The 11,924-nt window shown below is 37.1% G+C and carries 17 protein-coding genes and 2 tRNA genes; 9 read left to right on the top strand and 10 right to left on the bottom strand.

Features of this window, described 5'->3' with window-relative positions; all coding sequences use genetic code 11:
- Window positions 1–28 precede the first annotated feature (28 nt).
- On the bottom strand, window positions 29–1,237 hold the full coding sequence (locus tag Rain11_RS04245; protein WP_133121501.1) for a glycosyltransferase: 1,209 nt from the start codon (window positions 1,235–1,237) through the stop codon (window positions 29–31).
- Window positions 1,238–1,260: 23 nt separating this feature from the next.
- Between Rain11_RS04245 and Rain11_RS04250 the strand changes: the two genes are divergently transcribed.
- Window positions 1,261–1,695, top strand: coding sequence for a hypothetical protein (locus tag Rain11_RS04250; protein WP_101358093.1), 435 nt, complete (start codon window positions 1,261–1,263; stop codon window positions 1,693–1,695).
- On the opposite strand, the gene Rain11_RS04255 is transcribed toward Rain11_RS04250, so the two are convergent.
- The 5 genes from Rain11_RS04255 to Rain11_RS04275 all read right to left on the bottom strand — a co-directional run bounded on the left by Rain11_RS04255 (window position 1,692) and on the right by Rain11_RS04275 (window position 4,855).
- A complete protein-coding gene (locus tag Rain11_RS04255; protein WP_101358094.1) occupies window positions 1,692–2,537 on the bottom strand; it encodes an SDR family oxidoreductase in 846 nt (281 codons plus the stop codon). The genes Rain11_RS04250 and Rain11_RS04255 overlap by 4 nt on opposite strands.
- Window positions 2,538–2,541: 4 nt before the next feature.
- Window positions 2,542–2,997, bottom strand: coding sequence for a thioredoxin-dependent thiol peroxidase (gene bcp, locus Rain11_RS04260; protein ID WP_101358095.1), 456 nt, complete (start codon window positions 2,995–2,997; stop codon window positions 2,542–2,544).
- 100 nt (window positions 2,998–3,097) lie between these two features.
- Window positions 3,098–3,478 carry a DUF1987 domain-containing protein gene (locus tag Rain11_RS04265; protein ID WP_101358096.1) on the bottom strand — a complete coding sequence of 127 codons (381 nt, stop codon included), beginning with the start codon at window positions 3,476–3,478 and terminating at the stop codon, window positions 3,098–3,100.
- Between the two features lie 14 nt (window positions 3,479–3,492).
- A complete protein-coding gene (locus Rain11_RS04270; RefSeq protein WP_101358097.1) occupies window positions 3,493–3,825 on the bottom strand; it encodes a 2Fe-2S iron-sulfur cluster-binding protein in 333 nt (110 codons plus the stop codon).
- A gap of 25 nt (window positions 3,826–3,850) precedes the next feature.
- Window positions 3,851–4,855, bottom strand: coding sequence for an acyl transferase (locus Rain11_RS04275; RefSeq protein WP_133121502.1), 1,005 nt, complete (start codon window positions 4,853–4,855; stop codon window positions 3,851–3,853).
- Window positions 4,856–4,874: 19 nt separating this feature from the next.
- On the opposite strand from Rain11_RS04275, the gene Rain11_RS04280 reads away from it, so the two are divergent.
- The 6 genes from Rain11_RS04280 (at window position 4,875) to Rain11_RS04305 (ending at window position 7,372) form a co-directional block, all read left to right on the top strand.
- A complete protein-coding gene (locus Rain11_RS04280; RefSeq protein WP_101358098.1) occupies window positions 4,875–5,471 on the top strand; it encodes a hypothetical protein in 597 nt (198 codons plus the stop codon).
- Window positions 5,472–5,535: 64 nt separating this feature from the next.
- Window positions 5,536–5,620: transfer RNA gene (locus Rain11_RS04285), tRNA-Ser, on the top strand.
- 33 nt (window positions 5,621–5,653) lie between these two features.
- A tRNA-Pro gene (locus Rain11_RS04290) sits at window positions 5,654–5,728 on the top strand.
- Between the two features lie 125 nt (window positions 5,729–5,853).
- Window positions 5,854–6,396 (top strand): RNA polymerase sigma factor, encoded by a 543-nt coding sequence (locus tag Rain11_RS04295; protein WP_101358099.1) that lies wholly within the window; start codon window positions 5,854–5,856, stop codon window positions 6,394–6,396.
- Window positions 6,393–6,956: a hypothetical protein gene (locus Rain11_RS04300; protein ID WP_101358100.1), complete on the top strand. Its 564-nt coding sequence runs from the start codon at window positions 6,393–6,395 to the stop codon at window positions 6,954–6,956. The genes Rain11_RS04295 and Rain11_RS04300 overlap by 4 nt, the downstream gene beginning before the upstream one ends.
- Window positions 6,953–7,372, top strand: coding sequence for a hypothetical protein (locus Rain11_RS04305; RefSeq protein WP_101358101.1), 420 nt, complete (start codon window positions 6,953–6,955; stop codon window positions 7,370–7,372). Before Rain11_RS04300 ends, Rain11_RS04305 begins: the two co-directional genes overlap by 4 nt.
- 7 nt (window positions 7,373–7,379) lie before the next feature.
- Here Rain11_RS04305 and Rain11_RS04310 read toward each other — a convergent pair whose 3' ends face one another.
- On the bottom strand, window positions 7,380–8,006 hold the full coding sequence (locus Rain11_RS04310; RefSeq protein WP_101358102.1) for an NUDIX hydrolase: 627 nt from the start codon (window positions 8,004–8,006) through the stop codon (window positions 7,380–7,382).
- 59 nt (window positions 8,007–8,065) lie between these two features.
- Between Rain11_RS04310 and Rain11_RS04315 the strand changes: the two genes are divergently transcribed.
- A complete protein-coding gene (locus Rain11_RS04315; RefSeq protein WP_101358103.1) occupies window positions 8,066–8,767 on the top strand; it encodes an SDR family NAD(P)-dependent oxidoreductase in 702 nt (233 codons plus the stop codon).
- Here Rain11_RS04315 and Rain11_RS04320 read toward each other — a convergent pair whose 3' ends face one another.
- Genes Rain11_RS04320 through dut form a run of 3 tightly spaced genes read right to left on the bottom strand, consistent with a single transcriptional unit; the run spans window position 8,768 to window position 10,864 of the window.
- Window positions 8,768–9,100, bottom strand: coding sequence for a nucleotide pyrophosphohydrolase (locus Rain11_RS04320; protein WP_101358117.1), 333 nt, complete (start codon window positions 9,098–9,100; stop codon window positions 8,768–8,770).
- 5 nt (window positions 9,101–9,105) lie between these two features.
- On the bottom strand, window positions 9,106–10,416 hold the full coding sequence (mtaB, locus tag Rain11_RS04325; RefSeq protein WP_101358104.1) for a tRNA (N(6)-L-threonylcarbamoyladenosine(37)-C(2))-methylthiotransferase MtaB: 1,311 nt from the start codon (window positions 10,414–10,416) through the stop codon (window positions 9,106–9,108).
- Between the two features lie 10 nt (window positions 10,417–10,426).
- Window positions 10,427–10,864, bottom strand: a complete 438-nt coding sequence (gene dut, locus Rain11_RS04330) for a dUTP diphosphatase (protein WP_101358105.1) — start codon at window positions 10,862–10,864, stop codon at window positions 10,427–10,429.
- Between the two features lie 138 nt (window positions 10,865–11,002).
- Between dut and Rain11_RS04335 the strand changes: the two genes are divergently transcribed.
- The gene (locus tag Rain11_RS04335) at window positions 11,003–11,674 is read left to right on the top strand and encodes a response regulator (RefSeq protein ID WP_101358106.1); all 672 of its coding nucleotides are present in this window, start codon (window positions 11,003–11,005) and stop codon (window positions 11,672–11,674) included.
- Window positions 11,675–11,924 lie beyond the last annotated feature (250 nt).

Here is an 11,924-nt window from a genome sequence, read left to right on the forward strand (position 1 = left end):
ATAATTTACTCAAGTACGCACTGGCTTTCTAGTGCGTACTTTGTTGTAAAATTTCTGTATAAACCCTCTGATACTCATTTACTCCCTTCTCCAAGTCGAAATAATCTTTGGCAATAGCCCGCAAGCTATCCGCTGATTTTTGTAATAGCTTGGGAATATGAGCTACTGCTTTTTGCATACTTTCAGGACTTAAATCTTGTAAAAGATAGCCATAATTGTATTTTTCAAACAAAAATTCATTATCGCCAATATCGTTCGTAATGATAGGTACGCCCATTGCTAAAATTTCTGCCATTTTCGTTGCCGAAGAACCTTTTTTAGAATAACTATCTTTGATGAAAAAAACCGAAATATCACTTTGAGCAATCAAAGTGGGGACTTCGTGCCGTTCGGCTTTGCAAATTTTTATTTGTGAAAGAGGCAATTCCAATTTTTCAGCTTCTTGCAAAATAAATTGCGGATTTTCGCCTGTAATAAATAAAAAATGAGCTTTGGGATAGTTTTGTAAAAGTGTTTTATAGAAAACCAGCATTTCTCGGAGCAAATACCACGTCCCGATAGAGCCTAAATACGAAATGGTAAGTGCTTGTTCTTTGGAACTATTTATTTTTTCATTTTGGCAAAATAAATCGGTATCTACACAACAAGGAATTACAGATATGGGCGTTTTTTCAAAGCCTTTCCAAGAAAGAATTTCATTTTTCGCATTATGCGTAAGCGAAATGGTATAGGCGGCTTTTTGTAAGAAATCTTTTTCCTTTTTCTTAAAAAATTGATAAATCTTTTTGTAAAAGGGGTTTTTGATGTTCCAGATGTTGCCGTCTAATCTTTCATCAGCCCAAAAGCCTCGCATATCAAACAAAAATGGTACTTGAAATTTGTCTGTAAATCTTTCACCAATCAGGGCTGTAAGATAACTTCTGCAATGTACTAAATGAAATACTTGCCTTTTGTGCAAATTGAGTGCTTTCTGATACATCACCCACAAATCCCAAATTGAGGAAAATACAGGCGGTTTTTTATGATAAAAAATAGGCATCCACGTAATTGGCAAATCCTTGATTTGATTTTCTATTAGTTGTTTTTTAGCATTAAAATTTTCTTTTTTTTCAGCAGAAATAATTGTAAAATGATAGCTAAAATTCTTGCTCAAACCTATTATATAAGGCAAAACTTGCGATTGTCCCAAAGGGTCTGTCAATCCATCATAAGAAAGGTATAAAATATTTTCATTCATTGCTTTGAAAATTAAAGAAAACTTTGCTACTTTGTGAAGCAAAGTCCAAAATTAAACAAATTTCGGCATTGGAGTTATTTTTTGTGAGTGAATGTGTGTGTGTAGGCTATCATTCCGAAAAAGCCTACTGGCTCGTAGAGTTTCAAGAAAACGATACCTGCGGCGAAATATATCGCCGTATAATGGACGATATTATTTCCTTTTTGAACTTTCGCCCTGCTAGCAAAATTATTATAGACCAAAGTAAAAAAAGTTTTTTCCGAGCCGAAGACGTATTGTGGGCTTGGCAATCTTGGCTTCCACTTTTTAGCAAATGTTTAGGGCAAAATGGTAAAATGGCTATGATTTTACCCGCTTCTAAATTTACTTTCATAGAAAAAACCTCATTACGCATCATTCCCTTTCAAAATAAAGTTTTCACGACACGCAAAGAGGCTGAAAGTTGGCTTTTGGCTTAAAGTTTTGGCACCTGAAAGCCCTTTTGTTCAAGCATTTGTACGCTCAAATTCCATAATTTTTGAGCCGTTTCCATATTTTTAGATTGATACGAGGAACTTGCTCGCTGTTTGTTTTTGAAATATTCGCCTGTAACTTGCAAGTTAGGTTCTGTGGCTAAATACAAGGTAGTTTCTGCACCTTTTTCGGGGCTTTTCGCTACCAAAGGTATAAGCCAACGCAAAAAAAATGGCAAATCCTCAAAAATATCGGTGGCAATGAAACCGGGCATCAGAGCATTGACGCTAATTTGGCTACTTTTGAGCTTTTCTGCCAAAATTCTTGTAAAAAGAATATTAGCAAGTTTGGACTGCTTATAGGCATTTAAGCCATTGTAATTTTTACGAAGCTCTACATCTGTAAAATGTATATCGCCTTGGTGCAAATCAGAAGCCACATTGATAACACGTGCAGGAGCAGATTTTTGAAGCAAATCTATGAGCAAGAGGGTAAGATAAAAATGAGCTAAATGATTGACTGCAAAAGTTTGTTCAAATCCGTCCTTCGTGAGGGTGAAAGTATTTTTCCAAACCCCTGCATTGTTGATAAGCACGTGTAATGCCGAAAATTGTTTTTTTACATTTTCAGCGAAAATCTTTATACTTTGCAAATCTGCCAAATCACATTCAAAAAGATGAATTTGTGATTGTGGGAATTTAGCCAAAATTTCTTGCTTTATTTTTTCGCCTTTTTCAAGGTTGCGAACAGGTAAAATAAGTGTGAAACTCTTTTGGGCAAGTCCGAAGGCAGTAGCTTTGCCTATGCCCGAAGTTGCTCCTGTAAGCAGTACAATTTGTTCTGACATCGGATTAAAGAATTTGTTCTGCGTGTTCTTTGGTTTTTACTTTATCAATGATTTTTTCAATAATTCCTTCGCTATTGATGATGAAAGTGATACGCACTGTTCCCATATATTTTTTGCCGTACATACTTTTTTCCTGCCAAACACCATATGCTTCTACTACTTTGCGGTCGGTGTCAGCAACAAGCGGAAAAGGCAAATTATATTTGGTAATAAATTTTTGATGCGATTTTTCGTCATCAATGCTTACGCCAATTACTTGGAAATTGTTTTGCGAAAGTTTTTCGTAATTATCACGCAAGTTACAAGCCTGAGCAGTACAACCCGAAGTATCATCTTTGGGATAAAAATAAAGAACCACTTTTTTACCCTTACCTAAAAAATCTTTCAAAGCAATGGGATTTCCATTTTGGTCTTTTGCATCAAAAAGAGGGGCTTTATCTCCTACCTTTAATGTAGCCATAGAAAAAAAAGGGTTGAAGTTAGAAGTTTAACACAAAAACCAACTATCCGTCAAATTGTTTGGCAAACAAAAAAGCCCTACACGTGTAGGGCAATTATTTTTAAGAAAGAGGATGCAATTCGAAAGGTAAGGCAATAATATCTTTGAAATCTTTGCCTGCATCTTGCATATCTTCATCTTTGGGGTCGTAATACCATTGAATAGAAACGAGTTTGCCCTTTTCTTTGAAACTTTCAAGTTTTTTGAAAACATCTAAAATAAGTTTGGAGGAAGCTGTATTGAAGTACTCCAACTTAAAGATTGCCTGAATATTGCTAATATTACTTTTTTGTTTGCACTGCTCTAACCAATCCAAAATAGTATTGTAAAAAGCAGGTGCGTTTTCAGGAATGGAGCGTCCTGACATTTCAAAAACGCCTGTGAGCGTATCAAAATTAACTTTGGGGGTTCTGTTGGTGGGTTCTATCACTAAACTTTCCATAATGCAAGCAGATTTTAATCATTGTACAAAATATGTGGTAACTGATAAGTTTTGGGTACTTGAATAATAACCTCGTAGTCGTTTTGTAAGTTTTTAGGTTTTACTTGGCAAGCCAAACGCTCATTAGCAAGCAGGCGTTTTTGAGCAACAAATTTTTTTTCAACTTCTGTGTAATCGGCAAGATATTCATTTCCTTGCAAGACTACCATTTTGCAAGTAGTGCATCTACCTTTTGCACCGCACGCCTGCATCCAATCTATGGCATTTTCACCAAGCGATTGCAAAATAGTATTTTTTTCGGAAATACAAATCGTTTTGCCTTGTAAATTTTTTATGGTTAAACGCATAAACACTCAAAAAGTTGTAAAAAATTCAAAATTGCTCCAAAAGCAAGTTACAGCCCCTTTGTTCGGCATTATCGGCTCTGCCCAGTACCATAAACTGATTTCCGTTTAATAAAGTTCCTACATCTTGGGTAGCCAGAAAGGCACAACTTTCAATATTCGCCAAATCAATTACATTGATAAGCCCCCGCGTGGGCGTGTATGTGAGGGGGTCGTTATTTTCTCGCAAAAAAATTCTCATTGTAGTAGGCATATCAAATACGCCTTCTCCTGTGGAATAAGCCTGCGAAAGTAGCTCTGTCATTCCGTATTCCGAGTGAATTTTCCCAACTCCAAAGGCTTTTTGAAGTATCTGATGAACCTCTGCACGTGTCATTTCAGGGCGTCTGCCTTTCATTCCTCCCGTTTCCATTACAAGAACTTGCGATAAATCATTTCCCTTATATTTTTCAGCAAAATCTAAAAGAGCATAAGTTACCCCTAAAAGCAAAATTTTTCGTCCATCTTTGTTCTTTTTCAAAAACTCAATGGTCTGAAAAAGTGTTTCAAAATTATGGAGGTAAAAAGCATTGTAAGGGGAAGCAGATTTTTCCATAAATTGCTTTACCATAAATATCAAAGAGGAATTTTCCCGCTCCAAGTAAGAGGGTAGAAGGGCTAAAATATGATAGTTTTCAAGTTTTCCGTATCGTTTTTCAAAAATTTGAATGCTATTTTGGGTATAAAAAAAGGTGTCGGTAAGTAGATGCTTACTTCTAAAACTTTGGGTTGTTCCACTACTTTCAAATACAACTTTTGGATTTTTAGTAATGCTTCTGATTTCGTAATATTTGAAAAATTCAATTGGTAGGCACGGAATTTGCTCAATTTTTTGTATATTGTGAGGATTTTCGTAAAAAAACGAAACCCAACGAGCAAAGATAGGGTTATTTTTGAGCTGAAAATCATATACCAAGAAAGCTATCTCCTCAAAATCGCTTTCTTGCATAGCAAGAACAAGGTTTTTTAGAATAAGGGGTAAATCTTTTTTCATAACACAAATGTAGAGAATTATGCAAGTTTCGGCAAAAAATATCTTAGGTTACTTTCTACTGCTTGCCATTGGCTTGAACGCTTGTATTTTCAAAAAGCCTGAATTTCCTTTTGAACCAAGCATCAGCTTTCGGGCAATGAGTAAAAAAAGCCTTTTAGACGGCAATGGACAAGTAATTGAAGACTCCATTTTCTTGGATATTGATTTCAAAGATGGTAATGGCGATATAGGTCTATCGGCAGGAGATACCACAGGGCAATTTGCTCGTCGCCGTCCCGATAAAAGTTTTAACCCTTACTACTACAATTTTTACTGCACCATTTATCGCCGTAATAAATTTACAGGAGTGTATGAACGCTTGCCACTACCCAAGTTCATAGACCCTGTTACCAACACTGAATTTGAAAGCAATATTCACGGCAGAGTGCCACCGCTTCTTGATAAAGAAAAACAAGCTCCTATTGAAGGCACCATTCGCTATAACATTGGCGGGCTTTTCTATGACGTAATTGGCATCAATAAAAAAGATAGTATCCGCTTTGAAGTATTCATTTACGATAGAGCTTTGAACCAAAGCAATGTAATCACTACGCCCGCTATTTTGGTAAATGAGTAAAAAGTTTCGTTTTTATTTGGTAGTTTGAAGTTTTTATACTAATATTGCAGTCCGAAACTGAAAAGGAGAGGTGCCTGAGTGGTTAAAGGAGCAGTTTGCTAAACTGTCGTCGGGAAACCGACGCGTGGGTTCGAATCCCATCCTCTCCTCAAATTTTTTTAGCAAGAGTTGCTAAGAAATTTCGGGGTGTAGCGTAGCCCGGTTATCGCGCCTGCTTTGGGAGCAGGAGGTCGCAAGTTCGAATCTTGCCACCCCGACAAAAAGCCTCAAAACTACCATTTTGGGGCTTTTTTGCTTTTTACAAAAAATTTCTTTCATTTCATTAAACCTTTGCCCTATAAGCACATCTAACCAAGCAAAGGATTGAACAATCCTCGTTTCAATGGAAGATAAAGAGCTATTAGAAAAGTTTAAAAAAGCAGAAAGCCAAAATTATGCGTTCAATTTGCTTGTAAGAAAGTATCAACAGAAAATTTATTGGCACATTCGGAAAATGGTGATAGATCACGATGACGCCGATGACCTTACACAAGAAACTTTCGTGAAAGTCTGGCAAAATCTGCATCATTTTCAAGGAAATTCACAACTTTATACTTGGATTTATCGGATAGCTACCAATGAATGTTTGAACTTCCTACGCAAAAAGAAGCAAAGATTTTTTTTGCCTATTGCTGATGTAAGCAAAGAACTCTTACGAAAACTTGAAACCGATGCCTATGTTTCGGGAGATGAAGTGGCAATTAAACTACAAAAAGCCTTACTCAAACTCCCCGAAAAACAACGATTGGTTTTCAATATGAAATACTTTGATGATTTGAGCTATGAAGAAATTTCGGAAATTTTAGGAACAAGCGTTGGAGCTTTGAAGGCTTCGTATCATCACGCCGTAAAAAAAATAGAGGACGAAATGAAAATGAGCGTATGAGAACCCACAATGAAAAACCCGTTAAACTACCCTTTGAAACTCCTCCGAACTATTTTGAGGAGTTTGAAAATCGCTTGGAAAAACGCCTGAAAGGGGAATATGAGCCCAAAGGCATACACAAAAATTTGCCTTTTGGTTTGCCTGAAAGCTATTTTGAGCTACTACCTCAAAAAATTATGCAGAAAATTCAAAATCTGCGACGAGCTTGGGCTTGGTATGAAACCCCCTTTGGCATTTGGACTATACGTTTGGGAGTAGCAACTATGATAATTTTTGCGATTGTTTTGATTTTCCCCAAAACCGACAACTCAACAGCAGTTGCCGAATTGAAAAAAAATCTTCAAACAATAAATAAAAAGGAATTAGAACTTTATTTGTTTGCCAACTATCAAAACCATTTAGAAGCAGAACTTTTTGATAAAGATATTCAACTACCTGAAATGCATCAGTATCAGCCTGATAGTTTGCAAATTAGAAAAAAAGATTTGGAAGAAGTATTACCTGATGAACATATAGAAGAAATTTTACAACAAGAACTTGAAAATTCAGAAGTTTTATGAAAAAATATTGGATTGTGCTTTGGCTTGTAAGTTGTAGTTTCAATCTTTTGGCACAAGAAAGATTGCGTGAGCGTTTTCTACAACAGAAAAAAGAGTTTGTTATCAAACGTGTTGAATTGAACGCCGAACAGCAAAAGAAATTTCCTGCCTTGTATGAAGAATATATCTTCAAGCAGGCAGAAGTGCAAAAACAAATCCGACAGCTTAAAATTGAAACCTCAATGCTTTCATTATCCGATACAGAAATCAATGCGGATATTGATAAAATGCTTAAACTCAAACAACAAGAATTAGATTTGCAAAAAGAATATATCTCCAAATTTCGTGGGATACTCAATCCAAGGCAAATGATAGCAATGTTCCGAGCCGAAAGAGAGTTTTTAAGAATAGCTTTACGAGCTTTAAGAGATGATTAAAAATAGTTTAATCTATCAAGGCAATCAGCTCGCTCAACATCATTGCCGTTGCTCCCCACACAATTTTGCCTGCTACATCAAAATAAGGAGTTTCAAAGTTGTATTGTGGCGTAGAAATAATTGTTTTTTTGATGGTAGCAGGATTTTTTAGCTTTTCAATGTTTGTAAAAAAAATTTCTGCCACTTCCGTTGGATTAGGTTCTAAAATAGGCTTTTTTTCCACATACGCCACCGTCGGATACACCATAAAATTACTTGCAAAAATGAAAAGTGGAGAGATTTGTCCTACAATTTTCACCTGACTTGTATCTAAATTTACTTCTTCTTGTGCTTCGCGAAGAGCCGTCTGAATAAAATCTTTGTCAGTTTCATCTTTTTTACCCCCCGGAAAAGCCGCTTGCCCACTATGCACCCCCTTTTCGTGCTCAGGACGCAAAATAAGTGGCAAGCCCAGTGTATTGTTTTCAGGATACAAAAGTATCAGCACTGCCCCCTCACGAGTTTGGGCATTGGGTTTTAGCTCAAAATATCTATCTTTGAACCTATCCGAAACCATACGAATTTGAGCTTCTTTTCCGGGCAAATTGCCACTTGCAATGCGTTTGGCTAATTTTTCAATTTCAGTAAAAAACATAACTCAACACTGCTAAACATTTTCGTATAAAACTTGTTTTCAAGGAAAAAAAGTTTGTTATGACACAAAAAAATTATCTTGTAATAGGAGGAAATTCGGGAATAGGACTGGCTATCGTTCAAAATTTACTTGCCGAAAATCATCAAGTATGGGTAGCTTCTCGCCATAAAAGCACAGAACTCGGAAATATTTCGCATATTACTTGGGACGTTCAAGAACCTGCGGGCAATCGTTTTGAAAATTTGCCTACCCTGCACGGCTTGGTATATTGCCCAGGTACTATCCATTTGAAGCCTTTTCATCGCATTACAAGGGAAGAATTTTTACAAGATTTGCAAATTAACGTTTTGGGAGCGGTAGATATATTGCAGGCAGTTTACAAACAGCTTAAAGGCTCGCAAAATGCCAGTGTTGTGCTTTTTAGCACGGTTGCCTCTACGCTTGGAATGAATTTTCATAGCTCCATCGCTACTGCCAAAAGTGCTTTAGAAGGGCTTGCTAAATCGCTTGCCGCCGAATGGGCAAACCAAAATATCCGTGTAAATGTTTTAGCTCCTTCGCTTACTGATACACCTTTGGCAAGCAAACTACTTTCTGATGAAAGCAAACGTGATGCCGCCGCCAAAAGACACCCGCTCGGACGTTTTGGCACCGCCCAAGATATTGCTCAAATGGCTTGCTTTCTGCTTTCGGATAAAGCCTCTTGGGTTACAGGGCAAATCATAGGCGTAGATGGCGGTATGGGAACGCTCAAACCCTGATTAGTCGGTTTGGGATAATTTGGGATTATTTTGGTGGCGTTCTTTATCGCGTTTGGTTTTCTTTTGCAAGTTTCTTTGTAAGGCTTCGGTAAGATTAACCCCTGTTTGATTGGCAAGGCAAATAAGCACAAAAAGAACATCAGCCATTTCATCGGCTAAATCGTAGGTTTCACCTTCTTTGAAAGACTGCTCACCATAAAGTCTTGCCATAATGCGAGCTACCTCGCCCACTTCTTCCATAAGAATAGCCGTGTTGGTAAGCACGTTGTAATAGCGTACTCCTACGGTTTTTATCCACTCATCTACGATTTGCTGTGCTTCGGATAAAGTCATAATTTCTACACTAAACAAGGTTCTTTTACTTCCATTAAGCCTTTTTCGTTGATACGGGTGAGTTGAACTCTCTGTAACTCATTGATAAGCAAAGGGTCATAAGGAGCAACCACACGAATATAATTTTCTGTAAAGCCTTCCATCAAGCCGTCTTGAATATCTTTTTCAAAAAGTACGGTAGCTTCTCTGCCAAGGTTTTGCTCATAAAAATAACGCCTTTTCTTTTCTGAAAGTATATGAAGCATTTGAGAGCGTTCGTTACGCACTTTCATCGGAACACTTTCAGGGATTTGCAAAGCCGCTGTATTAGCTCTTTCGGAATAGGTGAAAACGTGCAAGTAAGAAACGTCTAAATCATTGAGAAAATGATAAGTTTCCAAGAAATCGGCTTCGGTTTCCGAAGGAAATCCCACAATTACATCAACGCCAATGGCACAATGAGGCATCAGCGACTTAATTTTACGCACCCTTTCGGCATATAGCTCACGCATATAACGCCTGTGCATCAGGCGTAAAATTTTATTACTCCCCGACTGCAAAGGAATATGAAAATGAGGTACAAAACGCTTGGATTGAGCTACAAACTCAATAATTTCATTAGTGAGCAAATTAGGCTCAATGCTTGAAATGCGAAAACGCTCAATGCCTTCTACCTCGTCCAGTACTTTAATCAAATCCACAAAACGCTCTTGACGTTTGCCTTCAATGATACCAAAATCGCCAATATTTACCCCTGTAAGCACCACTTCTTTTACTTCGGTTTGGGCAATCTCTCGGGCTTGTGCTACAATATGGGCAATGGTATCGCTACGGCTTTTGCCACGTGCGAGTGGAATAGTACAAAAGGCACAATTGTAGTTACAGCCGTCTTGAACTTTCAGAAATGTACGGGTTCTATCGCCATAAGAATAGGCACTGCAATACATTTGAGCCACCTCACGAATATCGGAATGAAAAACTTGGGCTTTTTCTTTGCGTTCAAAAGTGCCAAGCAAATCTAATAGCTGAAATTTCTCCGAAGCCCCCAGAACAGCATCTACGCCTTCAATGCTTGCAATTTCTTGCGGTTTGAGCTGTGCATAACAACCCACAATTGCTACGAAAGCATTAGGCGAAATTTTACGAGCTTCTTTGACTACTTTTCTGCACTTTTTATCAGCATTATCCGTAACCGAACACGTATTGATAACAAAAATATCAGGGTTTTCGGTAAAATCTACCCGCAAAAAGCCCCTTTGCTCAAAACTTCGGGCAATAGACGAAGTTTCAGCGAAATTCAGTTTGCAACCCAATGTGTAAAAAGCTACCCGTTTCATAGTAAAATCTCTATTTTGTGCCTGTGCTTCCAAAGCCCCCTTCTCCCCTTTCAGTTTCGTCTAAAATGCTTACTTCTTGCCAAGTGATTTTTTCATAACGAGCAACGACCATTTGGGCAAGCCTTTCGCCGTCTTCAATGGTGTAAGGCTCGTTAGAAAGATTGATCATAGGCAATTTTATTTCGCCTGTATAGTCGGAATCAATTGTTCCTACTGCATTGACAAGGGTAATACCTTTTTTGATAGAAAGCCCACTGCGAGGGCGTATTTGAGCCTCATACCCTTCGGGCAACTGAATAAAAATCCCCGTAGGAACAAGAAAACGCTCCAAAGGTTTTAGTGTAATAGGATTTTCAAGATTTGCTCTCAAATCCATTCCCGCCGAACCATCAGTTGCATAAGAGGGTAAAGCGTGCTTGGAGCGATTTACAATTTTTACAAACAACATAAAAACCATTTTTTTGCAAAGATAAACAATTTATGAGGAGTTTTTAATGAAAGCAAAAAGGTTTTTTCTGAAAAATACCTCAAATGAGGTATCAAACTCTTTTAGGTTTTAGTTAGTTTTGAAGAAAACAATTAAATTATGCCTATTCGTATTGCGATTGTTGATGACAATTATCAACTTTTAGATAATTTGAAGGAGCGTCTGCAAGAATTTGAAAACTTAGAACTTATTTTCGTAGCTTTCAATGGTAAAGACTGCTTAAACCAGCTCGAAAAATTGCCTGTATCTCGTTTGCCTCAGGTGATTTTAATGGATATTGAAATGGATAAAATGAACGGAATAGAGGCAACTCAACAGATAAAAAATCGCTTTTCAAGTGTTGAAGTGCTGATGCTTACGGCTTTTGATGATGATGAAAAAATTTTTGAAGCTATCAAGGCGGGGGCAAGTGGCTATTTGCTCAAAGATGAAACCAAAGAGAAAATTTATGAAGCCATTGAAATTGTAGCAGGTGGAGGCTCGTTACTTTCGCCTTCTATTGCCCGAAAAGCCTTGAAGTTTTTTTCTTTGCTTCCCTCTCAAAAAAGTACTTCCCAAAACCCTTCTGATACTCCCCTTACCAGCCGCGAAATGGAAATTTTGAAAATGGTGATTGAAGGAATTACTTATGCAGAAATCGCTGAAAAACTTTGCATTAGCTATGGCACTGTACGCACACACGTCAAAAATATTTTTGAAAAATTGCAAGTACATAACAAACAAGAAGCTACCAAAATAGCTATCCGCAAGAAATGGTTTTTGAGTTTTTGATAGCGGAAAGAAAAGCTTTTAGTAGCGTGGAAAGTTTTTTTATATTTTGATTTGTGGTCATTATTAAACTCTCAACTCATTTTAATTTTGGCAAAATCTAAAACTTAACAATTTCTTAATATCACGTGAATTATAAGTCTAACTTATTGTTTTCAAGGGATTTAAATAAAAAAACTTAGGGTAATTGAAAAAATGATTAACTTTGAGTTGTACTTTTTAAATATTTAATCATATGAGTCAATTACCTCTA

The organism is Raineya orbicola (genome assembly GCF_002843425.1).
Classification (GTDB): Bacteria; Bacteroidota; Bacteroidia; order Cytophagales; family Thermonemataceae; genus Raineya; species Raineya orbicola.

Bases quoted from the DNA above. Each gene is read 5' to 3' on its own strand.
- Rain11_RS04280 (WP_101358098.1), top strand. From the start codon at position 4,875: ATGCAAGTTTCGGCAAAAAATATCTTAGGTTACTTTCTACTGCTTGCC.
- Rain11_RS04245 (WP_133121501.1), bottom strand. From the start codon at position 1,237: ATGAATGAAAATATTTTATACCTTTCTTATGATGGATTGACAGACCCT.
- Rain11_RS04275 (WP_133121502.1), bottom strand. From the start codon at position 4,855: ATGAAAAAAGATTTACCCCTTATTCTAAAAAACCTTGTTCTTGCTATG.
- Rain11_RS04335 (WP_101358106.1), top strand. From the start codon at position 11,003: ATGCCTATTCGTATTGCGATTGTTGATGACAATTATCAACTTTTAGAT.
- Rain11_RS04255 (WP_101358094.1), bottom strand. From the start codon at position 2,537: ATGTCAGAACAAATTGTACTGCTTACAGGAGCAACTTCGGGCATAGGC.
- Rain11_RS04270 (WP_101358097.1), bottom strand. From the start codon at position 3,825: ATGCGTTTAACCATAAAAAATTTACAAGGCAAAACGATTTGTATTTCC.
- Rain11_RS04265 (WP_101358096.1), bottom strand. From the start codon at position 3,478: ATGGAAAGTTTAGTGATAGAACCCACCAACAGAACCCCCAAAGTTAAT.
- Rain11_RS04295 (WP_101358099.1), top strand. From the start codon at position 5,854: ATGGAAGATAAAGAGCTATTAGAAAAGTTTAAAAAAGCAGAAAGCCAA.
- bcp (WP_101358095.1), bottom strand. From the start codon at position 2,997: ATGGCTACATTAAAGGTAGGAGATAAAGCCCCTCTTTTTGATGCAAAA.
- dut (WP_101358105.1), bottom strand. From the start codon at position 10,864: ATGTTGTTTGTAAAAATTGTAAATCGCTCCAAGCACGCTTTACCCTCT.
- mtaB (WP_101358104.1), bottom strand. From the start codon at position 10,416: ATGAAACGGGTAGCTTTTTACACATTGGGTTGCAAACTGAATTTCGCT.
- Rain11_RS04320 (WP_101358117.1), bottom strand. From the start codon at position 9,100: ATGACTTTATCCGAAGCACAGCAAATCGTAGATGAGTGGATAAAAACC.
- Rain11_RS04300 (WP_101358100.1), top strand. From the start codon at position 6,393: ATGAGAACCCACAATGAAAAACCCGTTAAACTACCCTTTGAAACTCCT.
- Rain11_RS04310 (WP_101358102.1), bottom strand. From the start codon at position 8,006: ATGTTTTTTACTGAAATTGAAAAATTAGCCAAACGCATTGCAAGTGGC.
- Rain11_RS04305 (WP_101358101.1), top strand. From the start codon at position 6,953: ATGAAAAAATATTGGATTGTGCTTTGGCTTGTAAGTTGTAGTTTCAAT.
- Rain11_RS04315 (WP_101358103.1), top strand. From the start codon at position 8,066: ATGACACAAAAAAATTATCTTGTAATAGGAGGAAATTCGGGAATAGGA.